Source organism: Hymenobacter miniatus, from assembly GCF_016427455.1.
In the GTDB taxonomy this organism is placed as follows: Bacteria; Bacteroidota; Bacteroidia; order Cytophagales; family Hymenobacteraceae; genus Hymenobacter; species Hymenobacter armeniacus.
On record NZ_JAELXR010000013.1, the window covers coordinates 122,877 to 143,790 of the forward strand.

Consider the following 20,914-nt stretch of genomic DNA (forward strand, 5'->3'; position numbering starts at 1 on the left):
CTGCCGAGATTCCTTGGTTGCAAGTGCTTACTCCCTCTCCCAATGCGCAACACTCACCCTCTACTCCTGGCAGGCTTGGCCCTGCTGGCTGCCTGCGGCGGCCCCAGCAAAGAAGAAAAGCAGGAAGCCCAGGCCAACACGCCCGCCCAAACCGTGCAAACGCCCGCCGCCGAAGCGGTGCACCTGCCGGCGCCCTACGCCACCAAATCGGTGAGCCACCGCGTCGACATCGTGCCCTGGCCCGCGGGCCGCACGCCCACCGCGCCCGCTGGCTTCGCCGTGGCCGAGTACGCGGGCCAGTTCGACAGCCCGCGCTGGCTGTACGTGGCGCCCAACGGCGACGTGCTGGTGGCCGAGGCCAGCACCGTCCCGATGACCATGACCAAGAAACTGGCCGCCGAGCTCAAGCTGGACAAGTCCCGCTCCTTGCGCGACCACAGCGCCAACCGCATCACGCTGCTGCGCGACACCAACCACGACGGCCGCCCCGACCTGCGCACCACCTTCCTGGCCGGCCTCAGCCAGCCCTTCGGCATGCTCATCCTGGGCAATAATTTCTACGTGGCCAATACCGACGGCGTACTGCGCTTTCCCTACCAGCCGGGCGCCACCAACATCACGGGCTCAGGCCAGCGCATCCTGGGCCTGCCCAAGGGCGGCTACAACAACCACTGGACCCGCAACCTGCTGGCCAGCCCCGACGGCGCCAAAATTTACGTGACCGTGGGCTCGAGCAGCAACGTGCAGGAACACGGCACCGCCGAGGAGGTGCGCCGGGCCAACATTCTGCAAATCAATCCCGACGGCACCGACGAGAAAGTGTACGCCAGCGGCCTGCGCAACCCCATCGGCCTGCAGTGGCAGCCCGGCACCGGGGCCCTCTGGACGGTGGTGAACGAGCGCGACGAGCTGGGCGATGAACTGGTGCCCGACTATTTCACCAGCGTGAAGCAAGGCGGTTTCTACGGCTGGCCTTACTCGTACTACGGCCAGAACGAGGAGCCCCGCCGCAAAAACGAGCGGCCCGACCTCGTGAAAAAAGCCCTGGTGCCCGACGTGCCGCTGGGCGCCCACGTGGCGGCGTTGGGCCTGGCTTTTTATGACAAGGACGCCTTCCCGGCCAAGTACCGCAACGGCGCCTTCATCGGCGAGCACGGCTCCTGGAACCGCTCGCAGTACTCGGGCTACAAAGTGGTGTTTGTGCCTTTTGCCAACGGCAAGCCCAGCGGCCCGCCCGAAGATTTCCTGACCGGTTTCCTGGCCGGTGGCGACTCGAAAGAGGCCTACGGCCGCCCCGTGGGCGTGGCCACCCTGCCCGACGGCTCCCTGCTGGTGGCCGACGACGCCGCCGACAAACTCTGGCGGGTGAGCGCTCAGTAGCGGCGCAAAACGCCGCTCAATACGCCGGCTTGCGCAGGGTATACCGGAACTGCTTGCTCACCGGGTCGAGGTAGAAAGCCGCGTGCGTACCCGTTTCCGTCTCAAAAACAATTTTGACCTCGGTGGGGCGCTGCGGGGCCCGGAAGGGGGGCATCTGGCGCAGCTTCAGCAGCTGGAGCTGGGTGGGCTGGTCGCGCGGCACCACGGCCAGCTGGCGGTGGGCTTCGTCGAAAAGGTAATAGGCGTGCGTTTGGGGGAGGTAGCGGGCCAGTATCTGCGAGCCCAGGCCGGCTTCGATGCTTTCGAGGGTGAAGGTTTTGAGCACGCGGCCGCTGGCGTCGAGCAGCGTGGCGTTGGGGCCGCGCAGGGGCACGTCCTGGCCGCGCCGGTCGTAGCCGGGGCCGTATTCCACCAGCGCCGTTTGGTCGTTGATGAGCAGCGTGCCCAGAATGGTGCGGCCCGGCTTTTCGAGGTTGGTGACGTGGCCGTTGGCTTGCAGCAGCTCGGTGCTGCTGAGCAGGGTGCGGCCGTTGGCCGAGAGCGCCAGGAGCGAGTTGCAGCCGTCGGTCCAGCGGGCGAGGCTTTTGTGCCGCACGCGGCCCGTGGCGGCGTCCAGCAGCACCAGGGCCTGCCCGCCGGCGTCGCTTTCGGGCGGGTAAAAGCTGATTTCAAACGCCAGCGCATTGAACGCGGGCAGGTAGCCCGCGAAGGAAGGCGCGGTTACCTCGCTTTCCACCGCCAGGGCTTCGCTGATAAAGGCCTTGAAATCGGACTTCTTGAGCTGGCGCACAAACCGGGGCTGGCCGTTGGCCCGAAGCAGCTTGAAGGTGTACACGCCCTCGAAGCCTCTGCCGATGCTGTTTTGGGTTGAGTCGTTGGGGTCGGTGCCGGGCTGGGGCGGCGGCACGTAGCGCAGCGGCCGGGCGCTGTCGGTGCGGGCCGTGACCAGCACCCGAAAGTCTTCGGTGCCGATGCGCACCAGCGGCGGGGCCTGCACCGAATCGCCAAAGCCGGGCAGCAGGCGGTAGGGCAGGGCCGTGTCTGGGGCGGCCAGGGGAGCGGGGGGCAGAACATCGGCCGGGGCGTGCCGGGGCGCACGCGTGGCCGTTTCCTGCCGGCTGGCGGTGTTTTGGTCGCAGCTGGCCAGCAGCAACATTCCGGCAACAACGAAACCAACGCGCATGGGACGGCATTTAGGCAGATGAAGCAACAAAGTAACGCCTGCCGCCGGCTACGTGCCCGGCTCGGCTGGCCCCATCGGCGCCCGCTGTGTGTTAATTTACGCGCATTATTCACTCAACGCCCATCCATGAAACGCAACTACGCTGCCCTGGCCGCCCTGCTGCTGAGCACCGCCGCTCAGGCCCAGGCGCCCATCAAGACCCTGCCGTACCCGCAGACGAAGAAGGTGGACACCGTGACCACCTACTTCGGCACCAAGGTGGCCGACCCCTTCCGCTGGCTTGAAAACGACCAGGCGCCCGACACCAAAAGCTGGGTGCAGGACGAGAACAAGGTGACGCAGAACTACCTGGCCCAGATTCCGTTCCGCGAAACCGTGCGCAAGCGCCTCGAAACGCTGTGGAACTACGAGAAGTACGGCGCGCCCTACAAGGAGGGCAAGTACACGTACTTCTCCAAAAACAGCGGCCTGCAAAGCCAGTCGGTGGTGTACCGCCAGGTAGGCAGCGAGGGCAAGCCCGAAGTGTTTCTCGACCCCAACACCTTCTCGAAAGACGGCACCACCTCGTTGGCCGGCCTGAGCTTTACCAAAGACGGCAGCCTGGCCGCCTACCAGATTTCGGAAGGTGGCTCCGACTGGCGCAAAGTCATCGTGCTGCGCACCGACACCAAGGCCATTGTGGGCGACACGCTGAAGGACGTGAAGTTTTCGGGCTTGGCCTGGAAGGGCAACGACGGCTTCTATTACAGCTCCTACGACAAGCCCAAGGCCGGCAGCCAGCTGGCCGGCAAAACCCAGATTCACAAGCTGTACTACCACAAGCTAGGCACGCCGCAGAGCACCGATAAGCTGATTTTCGGCGGCGAGAAAACGCCGCGTCGCTACATTGGCGGCAGCGTGACGGAAGACCAGCGCTTCCTCGTGATTTCGGGCGCCAACACCACCACCGGCAACGAACTCTACATTCAGGACCTGAGCAAGCCCAACAGCCCCATCGTGCAGGTGGTCGACAACGAGAAGAACAACGTCGACGTCATCGACAACGTGGGCAGCAAGCTCTACCTCTTCACCGACTTGGGCGCGCCCAACAACCGCGTGGTGACCGTGGACGCCGCCAACCCCAAGCCCGCCAACTGGAAAAACCTGATTCCGGAAACCCAAAACGTGCTGCACGTGAGTTCGGTGGGCGGCAAGCTCTTCGCCAACTACCTGAAAGACGCCACCTCGCTCATCGAGCAGTACGACATGGCCGGCAAGAAGGAGCATTCCATTGCACTGCCCGGGCTGGGCACGGCGGGCGGCTTCGGCGGCAAAAAGGACGAGAAGGAAACGTACTACACCTTCACGTCCTACGTCTACCCGCCCACCATTTTCAAGTACGACATTGCCACCGGCAAGTCGACGGTGTTCAAGAAGGCCGGCGTGCAGTTCGACCCCAGCAAATACGAGTCGAAGCAGGTATTCTATAACTCGAAGGACGGCACCCGCGTGCCCATGATTATCACCTACAAAAAAGGTATGGTGTTGAACGGCAAAAACCCCACGCTACTCTACGCCTACGGCGGTTTCAACAGCAGCGTGACGCCCGCCTTCAGCACGTCCAACATTGTGCTGCTCGAAAACGGCGGCATCTACGCCGTGCCCAATATCCGGGGTGGCGGCGAGTATGGCGAAAAGTGGCACCTGGCCGGCACTAAGCTGCAGAAGCAGAACGTGTTCGACGACTTCATTGCCGCCGCCGAGTACCTGAAAGCCAACAAGTACACCGACACCGACCACCTGGCCCTCTCGGGCGGCTCGAACGGCGGCCTGCTGGTGGGCGCCACCATGGCCCAGCGCCCCGACCTGGCCAAAGTGGCCTTCCCGGCTGTGGGGGTGATGGACATGCTGCGCTACAACCAGTTCACGGCCGGCGCTGGCTGGGCCTACGACTACGGCACGGCCCAGGACTCCAAGGAAATGTTTGAGTACCTCTACAAGTACTCGCCCTACCACGCCCTGAAGCCCGCCAGCTACCCCGCCACCATGGTAACCACCGCCGACCACGACGACCGGGTGGTGCCCGCCCACTCCTTCAAATTCGCCTCGCGCCTGCAGGAAACCCAGAAGGGCGACGCCCCCGTGCTCATCCGCATCGAAACCAAAGCCGGCCACGGCGCGGGCCGCTCCACGGCCCAGGTCATCGGGGAGCAGACCGACAAATGGTCGTTCATGTTCCAGAACATGGGCGTGACGCCCTACCAGAACAACTAGCCGGCCGCCCGATGGGGCCGCTTAACAAAAAAGGTCACGCCCGCCGGCGTGACCTTTTTTTGTGGTCGAGTGGCTCGGTTCAGGAAAGGGCCTGCGGGGCCGGTGATGAGCCCGCCGGGCGGCTTTTGTCCTGCGGCAGCGGCACAAACTCGGCGTTGTCGTTGGGCGGGAGGGCAATGCGGCCGGCCTGCCAGTCGGCTTTGGCCTGCTCAATGCGCTCGCGGCGCGACGACACAAAATTCCACCAGATAAACCGCTCGCCCAGCGGCTCGCCGCCCAGCAGCATCAGCGTGCTGGGCTCGCGCGCTACCAGCACCGGGTCTTGCCCCGGCGTGAACACCAGCAGCTGCCCCGCCGAGTACGCGCGGCCGGCTACTTCCACGCGGCCCTTGGCCACGTAGGCGCCACGTTCGGGGTAGCCCCGCGGCAGGCCGAAGCGGGCGCCCGCCTGCAGCACCACGTGCAGGTAAAACAGCGGCGAATGCGTCCTGACGTCGTTTTTCAGCCCGAAGGCGTCGCCCGCAATCAGGCGCATCCACACGCCGGTGTCGGTGAAGATGGGCAGCTCCTGCGGCTGATAGTTGGCGAAGGTGGGGGCCTGCTCTTCGTCGGCTTCGGGCAGGGCCACCCAGGTCTGTATCATTTCGAGGGCGCCGCCAGCCAGCGCGGCCGGGTCCTCAAACCGCTCCGAATGGGCAATGCCGGAGCCGGCCGTCATCCAGTTTACCTCGCCGGGCCGGATGATTTGCTGCACGCCCAGGCTGTCGCGATGCGTGACCTGCCCGCCAAACAGGTAGCTCACCGTACTCAGGCCGATGTGCGGGTGCGGCAGCACGTCGAGGCTGGCCATTTGCGCGGGCGCCACGTCCACCGGCCCGGCGTGGTCCATGAAAATGAACGGGCCCAGCATGCGCCGCAGCCGGTAGGGGAGAATGCGCTTCACGTCGAACCCCGGCGCCAGGGCAGCCGGACGGGCATCAATCACAAGGGCGAGCATGGCAATGCAGCAGTTAAATCAGGGGCAATATCGCGCCGTGGCAGCTCAACGCACCAGCTCAAACCAGCCCTTGTAGCGGGTGCCATCGGGCAACTGGCAGAAGTAGTAGTACACGCCGGGAGCGTTGTTTTCGCCGTCGTAGGTATTGCGGTAGTTCGTCAATTGGTAAATCTGGCGGCCCCAGCGGTTGAAGATGGTGAGCGTGGCATTGGGGTACTGCTCGATGTTCTCAATCACAAACCGGTCGTTCTGCCCGTCGCCGTTGGGGGTGATGACGTTGTAGAAGGCCAGGCACCGGTTGTCGGGGCTGATGCGCAGCGCGCCGGTTCGGCACTGGGTCGAGGCCGGGGCTTCCACCCGCAGGGTTGTGCTGGCGCCTTTCACCACGTCCACCACCACGCTGTTGGTGCCCTGCCCGCTCACGATGGTGCCCTCGTCGATGCTCCACTGGTAGGCCGCGGCCGGGCCGTCCACGGTGTAGCGCAGGCCGGTATTAGTGGCCCGGCAGTACACGTCCGGGCCCTTTATAATCGGGCCGGGCACTACCGTAACGGCCTGCGTGGCTGCCACCGTAGGGCAGCCGCCCGGGGCAATGCCCTGGGCGGCCACGGTGCCCGGGCCGCTCGTGGTCCAGGTCACCTGCACGGTGCGGCCGGTGGCGGGCCCCAGAATCTCGCCGCCGCGCACCGTCCAGCGGTACTGGCCAAACGCCGGCCCGAACGCGGTGTACGTGCCGGTGCTCTGCACGCAGCGCACCGAGTCGCCCCGCACGCGGGTCAGCGGGGCATCGCCCACCACGGTGATGCGGAACACGCCGGCGATGCTTTTGCTGCCGCACACCTGGTCTGACACCGTGACCAGCACATCGTAGGGCGCGGGGCGGGCCTGCCCGCAGCCGGCCGTCAGGTGGAACGCGGCCGTCACGGTGCCGGTACCCGTGACGTCGACCGCGCTGTTGATGCTGCCGGGCACGCCCGCCCCGGGCTGGCCGTTCACGGTCGCATCGATGGGACCGGCGCCGTCCAGCAGCACGCTGCGCACCGTCATCACGAGGGGCTGCAGGTCGGGGTCGGTGGCGGTGATGTTGAAGTCGAGGCGCTGGCCTTCGCGCACGGTGAAATCCTGCTGGGCCAGGCTGGCCGCACTAAATACCGGGGCCTGATTGGGCGCGACCGAACAGACGCGGGCGGCAATTTGAATATCGCGGCGCACCGTGCTCAGCAGCGTTTCCTGGCCATTCACGACCCGGTATTCGGACACGTCGATGGCCAGCAGGAACACGCCTTGGCGCTGGCTCACGTAGCGCGCCAGCCCGGTGCGCGCATCCAGCGCCGCGTAGCCGTTGCTGCCAAACGGCTGGGCCGCGCTGTAGCCCGGCGCGTACGCAATGGAAGAGCCCAGGCCGTTGCTGTTGGGCGCCACAAAGGTGTAGCTCAGCCGGTCGCCGTCGGCGTCGTAGGCATTGTTGAGTAGGGCATTGGTATCGCCCACGCAGATAACATTCAGGGCCGTGGTGGAGAAAACGGGGGAAGTGTTGGGAATAGACGGCGGCGTCATGTCCACCGTCAGCGACATGGACTGCTGCGTCGGATTCTGAATGTTCGTGATGCCGGCGTTTCGGGCCGAGGCCGCATAAAAGGCCTGGTAGCCCTCGCTCACCAGCGGCAGCTCCACGATGACGGTGTAAATGCCCAGCACCACTTCGGGCACCTGCACGGGGCAGCCCGGCACGGCGGGCGGCGAGATGCTTGTCATGCTGGTGTAGCCCACGGACTGCTGGGTGAGCACCGGCATGCCCGCAGCGCGCGAGCTCACCCCGATGGTGCTGGTAGCCCCCAGATTCGACGTGGAGGCATTCAGGTAGATGCGGGCGGTAATCTGGTAGCGGTAGGGGGTGGCCTGAGGGCCGTTGGCATCCAAATATTTGTAGCTCAGCTCGCCACCTACCAAGTGGGTGGCAGCAGCCGGCAAGGCGCTCAGCAGCCACAACAGCACGCCCACGATACTGCGTATGGAAAAGTTTGACATAGCGGTTGGAAAGGGCAGTACGGTTAAAAGCTAACCATATCCCAAGCTAACGGTTAATTTTCAAACACTTTCAGTCCGTACCATTTGACAACTTCTTCCTCATCCTCTGAAACCGGCCCCGTGGTGCTGGCCGGCGCCACCGGCGACTTAGGTTTTCGCATTGCGCAGGCACTGCTTCGGCGCGGCGGCGCGGTGCGGGCGCTGGTCCGTCCAGGCAATCTCAAGCCCGAAGCCACCGTGCTGCGCGACCTGGGCGCTGAAGTTCTGGAAGTCGATTTTGGCAGCGTGACGGCCCTCACCACGGCCTGCGCGGGCGCGGCCTGCGTGGTGTCGGCCCTGTCGGGGCTGCGCGAGGTGATTGTGGACGGCCAGAAGCGCCTGCTCGACGCGGCCGTGGCGGCGGGCGTGCCGCGCTTCATCCCGTCGGACTTTTGCATCGACTACACCAAACTACCGGAAGGCAGCAACCGCAACCTCGACCTGCGCCGCGAGTTCAACCAGCGCCTCGACCAAGCCCCCATTCAGGCCACGTCCGTCCTCAACGGCATGTTTACGGACCTGCTCACCGGGCAGGCGCCGGTGGTGCTGTTCGGCCTCGGCCGGGTGCTGTATTACGGCGACGCCGACCAGCCGCTCGACTTCACCACCATTGACAACACCGCCGAGTACACGGCCGCCGCGGCCCTCGACCCCAGCACGCCGCGCTACCTGCGCGTGGCCGGCGAGGTAGCCAGTGCCCGCGGGCTGCAGCGGGCCGCCACCGAGGCCACCGGCCGGCCCTTCAAGCTGCTGCGGGCCGGTGGGCTCTGGGTGCTGGGCGCGCTCATAAAGGTGACGCGCACGCTGGCGCCGGCCCCGCAAGAGGTGTTTCCGGCTTGGCAGGGCATGCAGTACCTGCACAACATGTTCTCGGGCCATCCTAAGTTTGCCCACCTGGACAACGCCCGCTACCCGGACATTCACTGGACATCGGTGCGGGAGGTGCTGGCCGCGCGCCAAGCCTAGAAGAAAGCAGAGTCCGGTCGGAATGAGTTCAGCCGTAGGGCAATGGGGGAGGGGCGTCGGGTAAATGCTGAAATCGGTATCCCTTGGCTTGGCACTTGTCGTATATAGCCAATCACCCTTACCCCAACTTCGATGAAAACGATGAAAGCAATTCCTTCTTTCTTGCTGGCCGGCGTGTTTGCCTTGAGCGCGGCGTGCAGCAGCACCAGCACCAGCGGCGCTTCCGAAACGGCCACCAGCAGTGCCGCCGAGGTCCAAACCGCCACCGCCCCGGATGCCAGCACCAGCACCGCTGCCACCGACCCCACCGCCGACGCCACGGCTTTCGTGAACACTTTTGCCACCATGCAGGATGCCGCGTTTCTGACGAATGCCGCCAGCAGCGACATGCTCGAAATCAGGGCCGGCCAGATGGCCTCGCAGAAGGCCACCAGCGCCGACGTGCGCAAGTACGCCCAGATGATGGTGAGCCAGCACAACCAGTCCAGCCAGGAACTCAAGGCCGTGGCCGCGCCGCTGGGCGTGAAAATGCCCGAAACCATGCTGCCCGTGCACCAGGCCATGGCCGACCGCCTGCTGAACAAGTCAGGCAAAAACTTCGACGAAACCTACATGGACCTCATGGAAAAGGCCCACCAGATGGACGTGGCCATGTTTGAGGTGAAGAGCAAAGCCGCGGAGTCGCCCAACGTGCAGGCCTTTGCCACCAAAACGCTGCCCATGCTGCGCTCGCACCACGACATGGCCAACAGCCTGGAGAAAAAGGCAGACTAAGCTCGCGACACTTCCGCCCCGCGGGTAAGCCAAAGCCCCGGTTCGTGCAGTTGCACGGGCCGGGGCTTTTGGGTGGCGGCCGGGCACAAAAAAACGCCGCGAACCGGGCCCGGAGCCCAGGTTCGCGGCGTTGGCCGGCAGCGTGGCCGATGCCTATTCGACCACCAGGCGGGTCGTTTGCACCTGGTCGGCGGTTTGCAGCTGCACCAAGTAGATGCCAGCGGCCAGGCCCTGCAGGGCCAACTCCTGCTGCTGCGAGCCCACGCCCTGCTGCACCGGCGCCAGCTGGCGCACCGTCTGGCCCACCAGGTTCAGCACTTTCACCGCGGCGGTGGTGGCTTTGGCCAGGTCGTACACCACGCTCACGTTGCCGCGGGCGGGATTGGGGGCCAGGGCCATGCGCAGCACGAAATCGTTGCTGGTTTTGGCCGCCGTCACTATCGAAAACGAGTAAGCCCCGGTCTGGCTGTTGAAGCGCACCAGGTAGCGGCCGGCGGTGGGGATGACGATGTTGGGGCCGTCCTGCACGCCGGTGCCCGAGGGAAAGGCGGCGGCGCCCCAGTTGATGGTCCAGGCGTCGTTGGCCCGGAATTTCACTTCGTTCGAGCCCGTAGCGGCCGTCAGTTGCAGCGTGATGGTCCAGTCGTTGCCGCCGGCCACGGTGCGGGTCATGGGCGTCGAGGCGTCCCAGCCCGTCGTGTTGGTGGCCGTGCGGGGCGTAGCCGAGCCGATGATGCCCACCGTCGTGATGGTAGTTTGCGCCTTGCCCAGCGAGGCCGAGAGCAGAAACGCAAAAAACAGCGTGGCTTTAAGAGTAAAATTTTGCATGCGTATTGGGGTTAAGGGTTGAGTAGGAATTTGTATTTCAAAGCTACAACGTCTTATAATTCAGTGTATGACGTTCTTAAAAATTTTATAGTCGTGTAATTCAGCACGTTTGCGCTAACGTTTGCGCAACGCCAGGGTTTTTGGCGGGTTTTGGCGTCGGATAAATCCTGATTTTAGCCCCGGCTAGTTTCCGCCGATGCTCTTTTTTGGGGCCACGCTGCTCGCTCGGTCGCTATCGGTCCTGCAGAAGCGCCGTGGCTTTAAGGCGGCATCATTTTCCAGCTGGGAACAAGTATTTTTGCCTTGTTCTTTGAAATACAAAGTTCTTTTTAATACTTTTGTGTTGTGCTCATTTACCCCGCGCTATCTGTCGGCTGGCACCCGGCCGGGCAGGGGCAGACTGAGGGCGCCACCGGCGATTAACCCATAATTTTTCACCCTTCATCCATACCAATATGTCTCTCTCCAAAAGCTTCCTTTTTGTGGCCCTTGCCACGGCCGCGCTGCTGCTCGTTCCCTTTGTGGCCATGCGGTTCAGCGCCGAAGTGCAGTGGACGTGGTCTGATTTTGTGGTGGCCGGTGGCCTGCTGTTCGGCGCGGGCAGCCTGTTTGTGCTGGTGGCGCGCCAGGCCAACAGCACCGCCTACCGGCTGGCCGCCGCTGTGGCGGTAGCCGCCGGCTTGCTGCTGGTGTGGGCCAACCTGGCCGTGGGCCTGGTGGGCAGCGAAGACAACCCCGCCAACCTCCTGTACATGAGCGTGCTCGCAGTGGCGTTGGTCGGGGCCATTGCGGCAAAGTTTCGGCCGCAGGGCATGTCGCGGGCCATGTTCGGGGCCGCGCTGGTCTACGTGCTGGTCACCCTCGTTGCGCTGTTTGTCTGGAAGCCTACCGGCGCGGCTGCCGAGCCCTCGGTGCATTTGGCGAACGTGCTGGTGGCCAACGGGGGCTTTGCCGCCATATGGGCCTTGTCGGGCTGGCTCTTTCAGCGCGCCGCCCACGTTTCGGGCACCGGTTCGACCCGGCACCTGGCATAAATTCCTGCAGCGCCCACGCAAGCCCATGAACCTGGCTACCACCCTCGACCGCCTTCATGCCCAGGCCCGGCTCAACCGCTGGCTGCGGTATTTCGCGGTGTTTTGCCGGGTGGCCCTGGCGGCGGGTTTTCTGCCGTCGGGGTTTGTGAAAATAATGGGGGAGCGGTTCACGTCGCTGTCCGACAACCAGCCCATGGGCCACTACCTGGAGGCGTTGTCGCACACGGGCTACTACTACACCTACATCGGCATTGCTCAAATGACGGCGGCGGTGCTGCTGCTGATTCCCGGCACTGCCGTGCTGGGGGCGGTGCTGTATTTTCCCATCATCCTGAACATCTGCATTCTATCGTTGGCGGTGCGGTTTGAGGGCTCGCTCCTTACCTCGCCGCTGATGGTGGTGGCCAACGTGTACCTGCTGTGCTGGTACTACGACCGGTTGAAACACCTGCTGCCCTTCAACCAACCGACGGTGGCACTGCCGGCGCCGGCCAGCAGCAATGAATTTCCCAAAGCCTTCTTCGCCGGGGCTGCGGCCACCGTGGCGCTCGTGGTGCTGACGGTCACCAACGTGTTCGACGTGATGCCGCGCAACACCCTGGCCGATTGCCGGTCGCAGTTTAAGGGCCGGCTTGGGCACCGCACCACCGCCGGCAAGGCGTTCTGCGAGTGCATTCACCAAAAAGGCCAGCCGCTTGACCAGGCCCTCGATGCCTACCACCAGGCCCCCGACGACGCCCGCCAAACGCCGCCAGCCGTTGGGCAGCGGCTTTAGAAGAAGCGGTACCGATAGTAGCGGGTTTCGGTGGCGCCATCGGTGCGGCTGATGGTTTCGCGCGCCAGCAGGCCGTCGGGGCGGTAGGCGTAGGTGCTGATGGTGCCATCGCGGCCCTCTTCCCGGCCCTGCGAGCTGGAGATGGCGCGGCCGGCGGCATCGCGCTGGTAGGCCGTGCGCACGCCGTAGCCGGTGGCGAGCAGCAACTGGCCTTTGCGGTTGTAGAGCAGCTTGAAATCGGGCTTGAGCGTGCCGGGCTTGAGGCCGGCCACGTGGTAGGTGAGGGCATGAAAGCCGTACTTGGAGCCGCCCAGCACGTAGCCGAGCGTTTCGGGGTGCTTCTCCACGTATTCCTGAATTTCCTTCTCGAAGGTGACTTCCCCGGATTCTACCACGCGCTTCTTCTCGAGGCGGTAGTACCGGAACTTGGGCTCGCGGGGCCGGCCGTTGGTAAAAGTGAGGTTGTCGGTGCGCTGCGTGTTTTTGCCCGGCCCCACGGCAAACTGCCGCTCCAGCTCCGTGACGGTGCCCCGGGCGTCGCGGGTTTCGACGTAAGTGGTGTCGTGGCTGGTCCAGGTGCGCAGGCGGGTGACGGGCTCCCACAGGCCGGTTTCGGCGTTCCAGCGGGTTTTGCCGGCGGGTTCGGTGCCCTCGGCCACGTAGCGGGTGTGCTCGGTGGGCAGCCAGGCCAGGTCGGCGCGGCCGGTGTCGCGGCGCGAGCCGATGAGGTGGTAAGAAGTGCCCGCTACGGCGCGGCCTGTGGCGTTGTATTCCCAGTTGTTGCGGTAGGAAAGCACCCGCTCCGACGCCCGTTCCTGCTGCACTACCCGGCCGTTGCGGTCGAAGAGTTGGTACTCGTTGAGGTGGCGGGCGGTGGTGGCCCGGCCTTGGTCGAACGACTCGCTTTCCACAAACAGCTCCTTCACGCCGTGTTTGCGAAACAGCTCCGCCCGCGGCACGCCGTACACGAGGTCGGTATCGGCCGTTTCGGCCCTCTCGTCGAGCGGTGCGCCGGCACCCATCAGCACCCCGGTTAGCAGCGTGAGAGCGAAATAAGACGTTTTCATGGCGAGGCGGGGCAAACAAATCGGCGGCTCTGGCAAAGATACCGGACGGCCCGGCCGCGGCGTTGCCCCCTAACTTGCAGCATGAAACCACGCCTACGCCATGCTTTTTCGGCCCTTGCGGCCCCGTTCTTTGCTTTTCTACTGGTGCTGCTGGCGCTGGCCCGGCCCGCGGCCGCGCAGGGCGAGGCCGAAGAAGAAAAGGTGTACACCTACGTGGAGCAGATGCCGACGCTGCCCGGCAACGGCGGCAACCAGGCCATTGTGGCCGCCATTCAGGAGCGGCTGGTGTACCCCGAGCAGGCCCGCCGCGACAACGTGACCGGCCGCGTGTTCGTCTCGTTCACGGTCACGCCCACCGGCGGCGTCAAGAGCATCAAGATTGTGAAGGGCATTGGGGCCGGCTGCGACGAAGCCACCGTTGCGGCCGTGAGCCAGCTGCCGCGCTTCATCCCCGGCAAGCAAAACGGCCGGGCCGTGTCGGTGAGCTTCACCGTGCCCGCCACGTTCCCGCCGGCCTCGGGGGCCACCGCCCCGGCCACCCTCGACGGCGCCCGCGTGTATAGCTACGTGGAGCAGATGCCCACCCTGCCGGCCCCCAACGAGAAAACCACGCTGCAGGCTGCCGTGATGAAAAACATGGTGTTCCCGGCCGAGGTGCGCGACGCCAAGTCGGAGGGGCCGGTCCAGGTCACCTTTGTGGTAGATGCCAAGGGCAACGTGCGCGACCCCAAAATTGTGAGCGGCCTCTGCCCGGCCTGCGACGAGGCCGTGCTGGCGGCCGTGCGCAAGCTGCCGCGCCTGGTGCCCGGCCAGCAGGGCGGCCAGCCTGTACCCGTGAATCTGGCGCTGCCCCTGCAGCTCATCTCGCCCAACCACGTGTACCCCGCCGACCCCCGCGGCCTGCACGCCACCTTCCCCGCACCCGGCGTGTACGATTACATCAAGCGCAACCTGCGGGTGCCGGCTGTGGTGGCCACCGAGAAGCTGCAGGGCCGCGTGCGCGTCGAGTTCGTTGTGCGCCCTTCGGGCAAAGTAGAAGGCGCCGAGCTGAAAACGCACCTGTGCACCAGCTGCGACGCCGAAGCCCTGCGCCTGGTGAACGCCTTCCCCGCCTGGGCCCCCGCCCGCGACAACGCCGACCAGCCCGTGGCCACCCGCCAGTTCGTCGACATTCCGATGCCGCTGCCCGACCCCAACAAGCCCTTTGTGGACGGCGACAAAGTGTATTCTTACGCCGAAAGCATGCCCACCTTCCTAGACGGCAGCCCCGTCTACGGGCCCACCATTCAGCAGGCCGTGCGCTACCCCGAGGCCGTGAAGCGCGAAAACATCAACGGCACCGTGTCGGCTGAGTACATCATCGACGCCGACAGGCTGGTGCGCAAGCCGCGCATCACGCGGGGCCTGTGCACCAGCTGCGACCAAGCCGTGCTCGATGCCCTTGCGCAGATTTGCCCCTGCACGCCCGCCCAGCAAAACGGCCGCCCCATTCCCATCCAGATGCGTGTCGACGTACCCTTCACCCCCAGCTCGGTTTCGGCCGCGGCTCCCGCGCCGGTCAAAAAACCAGCTGCCAGTCCTGCCAAGAAGAAGTAGGGGAGAGCCAATGGCCTGGGTCCGTTGCCAAACCGGCCCAAGGTGCCAGCCTGGCCGAAGAAACTGGCGCTGCCCGAGCCGGCGTGCAGCCGCGCCGTCCGGGCCTCGTCCGGGGCAGCCCGTGGGGCCTGGGCAAAACAATCTGGCCGGGCGGGTGGTCTTAGCGCATGCCGCTTTGCCAAAAAGCAGCTCATTCATCACCCGCTCAGCTTATTTTTATGAACATTGGAATCATCGGCGCCGGCCACATCGGCAGCGCCCTCGCCGTGCGGCTCACCAGCCTCGGCCACTCCGTTAAAATTGCCAACTCCCGCGGCCCCGAAACCCTGGGCGACGTAGCCCAGAAAACCGGCGCCACCCCCGTCACGGCCGAAGAAGCGGCCAAGGGCGCCGACCTCATTGTGGTGACCATCCCGCTGAAAAACATCCCCGACCTGCCCAAGAACTTGTTCGAGGGCGTGCCGGCCGACGTGCCCGTCATCGACACCAGCAACTACTATCCCCTGCTGCGCGACGGCCAGATTCCGGAGCTCGAAACCGGCGACCTTACCGAGAGCGAGTGGGTGCAGCAGCACCTGGGCCGCCCGGTGGTGAAGGTGTTCAACAACATCTATGCCGACCACCTGCAGAACAAGGGCGTGCCCGCCGGCACGCCCGGTCGCATTTCCCTGCCCGTGGCCGGCGACGATGCCGCCGCCAAGCAGAAAGTAATGGCCCTGGTGGAAGAGCTGGGCTTCGACGCCGTGGACGACGGCACCCTGCACGAGTCGTGGCGCCAGCAGCCGGGCACCCCGTCCTACGGCGCCGACCTGCCCGCCGACAAGTTGCGCGAGCACCTGGCCAGCTTGGGCACCCAGCGCACGCCCGAGCAGCACGCCCAGTTCCTGGCCAACCACAACGCCACTGAAAAGCAGATGGAAGCCCAGGGCATCAAGCTGAAGTAGCCGCCCCGGGTGCCTGCGGATTACTGCAAACGCAAACAACAGAGCCCCGGCATTTGCCGGGGCTCTGTTGTTTGCGGGACGTTTCGAAGCCGCAACCTTAATTGGGGCCGTGCATGGTGCGCTGTTCCATCCAGCGCCACGCTGCCCGCAGGGAATAGAATCGCTGAAACTCAAACTGCTGGTCCAGCTTCGCCAGCAACAAGGTGTTGGGGTAGGGGGCCGGCGTGTCGGCGTCGCACAAAAAACCGATGTTGCGAAGGCTGGTGCAGTGGGCCTTTATGCCCGGAATCCACTCGTGCTCTACCCAATAAGCGGCATCGCCCCAGTCGCCGGAGGTGCCGCGCACGTCGTGCATGAGGCCCACGGGCTGCAGCTGCTGGTTGATGCGTAGGCCCACCTCGGCCGCACGTATCAGCTCATTGCCGGTGACGTGGCCGTACCAGCGCACATACAACACCCGCATGAGGGGAAAAAAAGAGTATTCGGCCGCCACCGCACCGAAAGAATCGTGCGTGACGTGCACGGGTCGGCCCCCTTCGCGTAGCTTGGTACTGGCGTAGGGCAACTGAGGTGCATTCTTTGGTTGAAGCATAAATATTCTCACAGCCAATAGGTTAATATTGGGCAAATATAAAAACATAATGGTTTTCGAAGGCTGGAGACCGTTGCCGCGGCACTTGTAGGGCCGCCAGTTTCGGCTTGTGGATGCCCTTCTATTCTGTTGCCGGTAATTGATGCCCCCCGCCCGCTGCCCCCGCTGCTGGAACGATACCACAGCTGCTCTCCAACGGCCTCATCACCACTCCCGCCTGCTCTCCCCGCCAGCGAGCTAAAACAACCTTCACTGCCAGCGCGACCGACAGGGCCGTTTTCATCACTGGCAGAATATTGCAGTACTCTAAACAGGATTACCTAATTTAGCCCCAGCAAACAGCAACTGCCGCTTTATGTAATAGCTGACTTCTTTCAAAAATCGAGTAGCCACCCCACGCGTGGGCGGCTGCATCCATTCGCTTTTTTGAGAAAGAACTCATGCTATTGCTACAAAACCTTGGGTATGCACACCCCAATAAAGATGTGCTGTTTGATGGCCTGAACCTGGCCGTCAGCGACCACCAAAAGATTGCGCTGATTGGGAACAACGGCGTTGGGAAATCCACACTGTTGAAAATTGTGGCTGGCTTGTTGGCGCCCACCAGCGGGCATGTGTCGGCCAGTTCAGCACCGTATTATATCCCGCAGCATTTTGGCCAGTTCGACGACCTGACCGTGGCGCAGGCGCTGCACATCGACGCCAAAATTGCCGCCCTGGCAGAAATACTCGACGGCCGGGCCACCGACGCCAACCTGGCAGCGCTGGACGACGACTGGACCATAGAGGAACGAAGCCAGGAGGCCCTGCTGCACTGGGGCCTAGCCGAGCTGCCCCTTACCCAACGCCTGGCCAGCCTCAGCGGTGGGCAGAAGACCAAGGTATTCCTGGCCGGCATTTCCATTCACCGGCCCGAAATTGTGCTGCTCGACGAGCCCAGCAACCACCTCGACTCCGCCAGCCGGCAGTTGCTCTACGACTTCATCAAGGCCAGCCCCGGCACGCTGCTGGTGGTGAGCCACGACCGCAAGCTGCTGAACCTGCTCCCTGCCGTGTGCGAGCTGAGCCGGCGCGGCCTGGCCCTGTACGGCGGCAACTACGAGTTCTACGCCGAGCAAAAGCAGGTGGCAAGCCACGCCCTGCACCAGGACGTGAAAAGCCGCGAAAAAGCCCTGCGCAAAGCCCGCGAAACCGAGCGCGAGGCCCTCGAACGCAAGCAGAAGCAGGACGCCCGCGGCAAGAAAAGCCAGGACAAAGCCGGCCTGCCTGCCATTGTGCTGGGCATGATGCGCAACAACGCCGAAAACAGCTCGTCGCGCCTCAAAGGCATTCATGCTGAGAAGGTAGGCGCCCTGGCGCAGGAGCTGAGCGAGCTGCGTAAGGAGCTGCCCGACACCGACAAAATGAAGTTCGGCTTCGACCAGTCGGCCCTGCACAAAGGCAAGGTGCTGTTCGCGGCCACCGGCCTCAACTACGGCTACGGCCCCGGCCTGCTGTGGCCCGAAGACCTGAGCTTCCGGCTGCACAGCGGCGAACGGCTGGCGCTGCACGGGCCCAACGGCGCGGGCAAAACCACCCTCATCAAGCTGCTGCTGGGCGAGCTGCAACCCACGCGGGGCACACTGCACCGAGCCGGGAGCGCGGCCGTGTTCATCGACCAAGATTATTCCCTGCTCCACCCGCAGCTGTCGGTGTACGAGCAGGCCCAGCAGTTCAACGCCACGGGGCTGCAGGAGCATGAAGTAAAGATTCGCCTCGCCCGCTTCCTGTTCGCGAAAGACGACTGGGACAAGCCCTGCAGCGCCTTGAGCGGCGGTGAGAAACTGCGGCTGCTGCTCTGCTGCCTGATGATAAGCAACCAGGCGCCCGACCTCATCGTGCTCGACGAGCCCACCAACAACCTCGACATCCAGAACCTGGAAATCCTGACGGCCGCTCTCCACGACTACCAGGGTACCCTCGTAGTAGTGTCGCACGACGAATATTTTCTGCAGCAACTGCAGGTGGAGCGGACCCTGCGGCTGGGGTAGCCTGTGAGAAGCCCCCGCCCCGCGCGCCCGCTGCGACAGAAACCGAGGCTTCTCAAGTGACTTGCTAGCTTCATCACAAGCGGCATCTCATGTATCTACTCTACGCCGACGAAAGCGGTGATACTGGCCTTGCAGCTAGTCCAACCAAGTATTTTATTCTATCAAGCTTGGTGGTGCATGAGACACGGTGGCGGGATTTTTTAAATGACATCGTCGCGTTTCGGCGGCACTTGCGGGCAACGAAAGGATTGAAGCGGCGCGAAGAAATCCATGCGGCGCCTTTTATCACCAATCCAGGCGCATTGGTGCGCATTAAGCGCAACGACCGGCTCGATATCCTGAAGCAATGCTTGGACTTCCTCAGCAACCGCAGCGACATTCGCATTTGCACGGTAGCTGTTAATAAAACTACAAAAGCGGCTGGCTACGACGTGTTCGAACATGCGTGGCAGGCGCTAATCCAGCGGTTCGATAATACCTTGCGGAACCGGAATTACCCAGGCAGTTTTGCCGACCAACGGGGGTTAGTGCTGCCTGACAATACGGACGGCGGTAAACTCACGGCGCTGATGCGAAAGATGAGGCACCACAACCCGGTACCCAACAACACAACCTACCAGACCGTAGGAGCCGGCTACCGCAACCTAGCGCTGCAGTCTGTGATTGAGGACCCGTTTCTAAAGGATTCCGCGCACTCGTTCATTCACCAGCTGGTCGATGTAGTGGCGTATGCTGCCCGGCAACTGTATGAGCCCAATGCCTATATGCGCAGCAAGCAGGGCCATAATTTCTACGCTCGCCTGCGCCCAGTGCTCAATACCTACGCCAACCGCGCCCATCCCCTGCATCTCGTGCAGTTGTGAAATAAAAAGGGGCCACCTTGCGGCGGCCCCGGGTGAATCCTACTAGGGCGACTAGCACCCGTTCAGATTCACTGCAAACTTACAGCTTTCTGTAAGATTAAGTTTCACAGGTGAAAAGTAACCTCCTCACCCCCCCCGCCCGCTGCCCCCGCCGCTAGAACGATACCACAGCTTCTCTCCAACGGCCCCAACATCTCCGCCCCACACACTGCGGAAGAAACGGCAGCTTCTTAGGTAGCGTCAGTAACAGGGGGAATTCTACGGTTTCCTTAATTTGGCGTATGACTTTGCCTTCTTCTGCTTTCGTCGCCACGTTCGGTGAATGCGACTTGTATGTTGTAGAGGGCCACAACTGGGTTCTGAAATGCGGTTCTCATTTCATCGACACCGCTACGTTGAAAAACGGCAAAACACCCGGTTGGCTGCCGCTGCTGGAGCAAGACTATGCGGATTTTCAGGAAGCCCTTGTTCGTGGCCTAGCCCATCTAGGCCACGAAGAGTCGGCGCTCCAACTGGCAGCCTTTCCTGCGCATGACCTAATTCTGCTAGGGTTAGCCAGTCCCTCCGCTTACTGGGTAAATTTAGCTCTGCAGTGGGTGGGAAAAATAGGGGCATGGCCGGCGCTGCTTCCTACTCTCCGTTCATTGTCACTTGACCCATACTTGTCCCAACCAATTCGGCACGCCGCCAAACGGCTTTACTACACCGGTAAGTTGTAAACCCACCCCCGCCCGCTGCCCCCGCCGCTGAAAGAAACGGGAGCTTCTGTTATTATGCACCAAGTAGTGTGTGTAATTTCCCTTTATGTAGCATCACTGGTTCAATAATCACTTAGCCGACCGATGAAGCTATTCTTACTCATATTGCTGATGCTTTCACTTAAAGCATCAAGCCAATCCATTAAGGAAGGGAAATTTGATTCTATTGAAGCGGCTTTATCGCTTCCAACGAATGTGAAATCCCTGGACTTGTCCGAAAAAGGCTTAAAGACATTGCCCACGGAAGTCGAACAATTCTCTAATCTTGTTGAAATAGACATAGGCTCAAATCCGGATTTAGACTTGATACAGGCTTTTGAGGTTTTAGGTAAGTTGAGAAACCTGAAAACCTTGTGGCTCACTGATTCTAAGATATCGGATATGCCGGTTCAGATAGCTCTCCTTAAAAGTCTGGAAGAACTATGGCTTAATGATAACGCTTTTTCTGAATTGCCTAATTCGATAAAGTCGCTTAAGAACTTGAAATATGTTAGCTTCTTTAGTAATAATATCAGCAAGTTGAACCTCAAGAAAGGAGATTTTCTGAACCTCAATCAAATCAATCTGTGCTATAATAAATTTAATGTGTTTCCAACAGAATTATCAATCTTGCCTCAACTAAAACGCATTGTCATTTGGGGAGACTCGATGACAAACATTCCTCGTAGCATAAAGAAGCTAAGAAAAATAGAGGAAATCAATATGGAGCTTAATTATATAAGCACATTTCCTAGAAGGTGTTATGCACCTGGGAGCAAGTTAAGGCCAGCGGCTTTGGCGAGCATGAGCCCGGCAAAGGCGAGGTAG

18 protein-coding genes are annotated in these 20,914 nt (G+C 62.7%); 12 read left to right on the forward strand and 6 right to left on the reverse strand.

All coding sequences use genetic code 11. The features are described from left to right. Positions 1–42 precede the first annotated feature (42 nt). A complete protein-coding gene (locus tag JAO73_RS18510; RefSeq protein ID WP_198978676.1) occupies positions 43–1,380 on the forward strand; it encodes a PQQ-dependent sugar dehydrogenase in 1,338 nt (445 codons plus the stop codon). A 16-nt stretch (positions 1,381–1,396) separates the two neighbouring features. On the opposite strand, the gene JAO73_RS18515 is transcribed toward JAO73_RS18510, so the two are convergent. Continuing rightward, a complete protein-coding gene (locus tag JAO73_RS18515) occupies positions 1,397–2,536 on the reverse strand; it encodes a hypothetical protein (RefSeq protein ID WP_198978677.1) in 1,140 nt (379 codons plus the stop codon). Between the two features lie 153 nt (positions 2,537–2,689). Between JAO73_RS18515 and JAO73_RS18520 the strand changes: the two genes are divergently transcribed. After that, positions 2,690–4,816, forward strand: a complete 2,127-nt coding sequence (locus JAO73_RS18520) for a prolyl oligopeptidase family serine peptidase (protein ID WP_198978678.1) — start codon at positions 2,690–2,692, stop codon at positions 4,814–4,816. A 79-nt stretch (positions 4,817–4,895) separates the two neighbouring features. Here JAO73_RS18520 and JAO73_RS18525 read toward each other — a convergent pair whose 3' ends face one another. Next, positions 4,896–5,813, reverse strand: a complete 918-nt coding sequence (locus JAO73_RS18525) for a pirin family protein (protein WP_198978679.1) — start codon at positions 5,811–5,813, stop codon at positions 4,896–4,898. A 45-nt stretch (positions 5,814–5,858) separates the two neighbouring features. After that, entirely contained in the window at positions 5,859–7,841 is a 1,983-nt protein-coding gene (locus JAO73_RS18530; RefSeq protein ID WP_198978680.1) for a T9SS type B sorting domain-containing protein, read from the reverse strand. An 84-nt stretch (positions 7,842–7,925) separates the two neighbouring features. Here JAO73_RS18530 and JAO73_RS18535 point away from each other — a divergent pair, with 84 nt between their 5' ends. Further along, complete coding sequence (locus tag JAO73_RS18535) at positions 7,926–8,846, forward strand: NmrA family NAD(P)-binding protein (RefSeq protein ID WP_198978682.1); 921 nt, start codon at positions 7,926–7,928, stop codon at positions 8,844–8,846. 141 nt (positions 8,847–8,987) lie between these two features. After that, positions 8,988–9,620 (forward strand): DUF4142 domain-containing protein, encoded by a 633-nt coding sequence (locus tag JAO73_RS18540; RefSeq protein WP_198978683.1) that lies wholly within the window; start codon positions 8,988–8,990, stop codon positions 9,618–9,620. Between the two features lie 153 nt (positions 9,621–9,773). Here JAO73_RS18540 and JAO73_RS18545 read toward each other — a convergent pair whose 3' ends face one another. Beyond that, positions 9,774–10,448, reverse strand: a complete 675-nt coding sequence (locus tag JAO73_RS18545; protein WP_198978685.1) for a T9SS type A sorting domain-containing protein — start codon at positions 10,446–10,448, stop codon at positions 9,774–9,776. Positions 10,449–10,903: 455 nt separating this feature from the next. Here JAO73_RS18545 and JAO73_RS18550 point away from each other — a divergent pair, with 455 nt between their 5' ends. Both JAO73_RS18550 and JAO73_RS18555 read left to right on the forward strand, forming a co-directional pair. Beyond that, positions 10,904–11,482: a hypothetical protein gene (locus JAO73_RS18550; RefSeq protein ID WP_198978687.1), complete on the forward strand. Its 579-nt coding sequence runs from the start codon at positions 10,904–10,906 to the stop codon at positions 11,480–11,482. 25 nt (positions 11,483–11,507) lie between these two features. Beyond that, positions 11,508–12,257, forward strand: a complete 750-nt coding sequence (locus JAO73_RS18555; RefSeq protein WP_198978689.1) for a DoxX family protein — start codon at positions 11,508–11,510, stop codon at positions 12,255–12,257. Here JAO73_RS18555 and JAO73_RS18560 read toward each other — a convergent pair. Then, positions 12,254–13,324, reverse strand: coding sequence for a hypothetical protein (locus JAO73_RS18560; protein ID WP_198978691.1), 1,071 nt, complete (start codon positions 13,322–13,324; stop codon positions 12,254–12,256). The two genes, JAO73_RS18555 and JAO73_RS18560, sit on opposite strands and share 4 nt — an antisense overlap. Positions 13,325–13,405: 81 nt before the next feature. Here JAO73_RS18560 and JAO73_RS18565 point away from each other — a divergent pair, with 81 nt between their 5' ends. Next, positions 13,406–14,920: a TonB family protein gene (locus JAO73_RS18565; protein ID WP_198978693.1), complete on the forward strand. Its 1,515-nt coding sequence runs from the start codon at positions 13,406–13,408 to the stop codon at positions 14,918–14,920. Between the two features lie 218 nt (positions 14,921–15,138). Further along, positions 15,139–15,864, forward strand: a complete 726-nt coding sequence (locus JAO73_RS18570; RefSeq protein WP_198978695.1) for an NADPH-dependent F420 reductase — start codon at positions 15,139–15,141, stop codon at positions 15,862–15,864. 97 nt (positions 15,865–15,961) lie between these two features. Here JAO73_RS18570 and JAO73_RS18575 read toward each other — a convergent pair whose 3' ends face one another. After that, entirely contained in the window at positions 15,962–16,327 is a 366-nt protein-coding gene (locus JAO73_RS18575; protein ID WP_198978698.1) for a hypothetical protein, read from the reverse strand. Positions 16,328–16,896: 569 nt separating this feature from the next. Here JAO73_RS18575 and JAO73_RS18580 point away from each other — a divergent pair. The 4 genes from JAO73_RS18580 to JAO73_RS18595 all read left to right on the forward strand — a co-directional run bounded on the left by JAO73_RS18580 (position 16,897) and on the right by JAO73_RS18595 (position 20,914). Further along, entirely contained in the window at positions 16,897–18,486 is a 1,590-nt protein-coding gene (locus tag JAO73_RS18580) for an ABC-F family ATP-binding cassette domain-containing protein (RefSeq protein ID WP_198978700.1), read from the forward strand. An 89-nt stretch (positions 18,487–18,575) separates the two neighbouring features. After that, positions 18,576–19,349, forward strand: a complete 774-nt coding sequence (locus JAO73_RS18585) for a DUF3800 domain-containing protein (RefSeq protein ID WP_198978702.1) — start codon at positions 18,576–18,578, stop codon at positions 19,347–19,349. Between the two features lie 281 nt (positions 19,350–19,630). Beyond that, complete coding sequence (locus JAO73_RS18590) at positions 19,631–20,068, forward strand: hypothetical protein (RefSeq protein ID WP_198978705.1); 438 nt, start codon at positions 19,631–19,633, stop codon at positions 20,066–20,068. 123 nt (positions 20,069–20,191) lie between these two features. Further along, entirely contained in the window at positions 20,192–20,914 is a 723-nt protein-coding gene (locus JAO73_RS18595) for a leucine-rich repeat domain-containing protein (protein ID WP_198978707.1), read from the forward strand.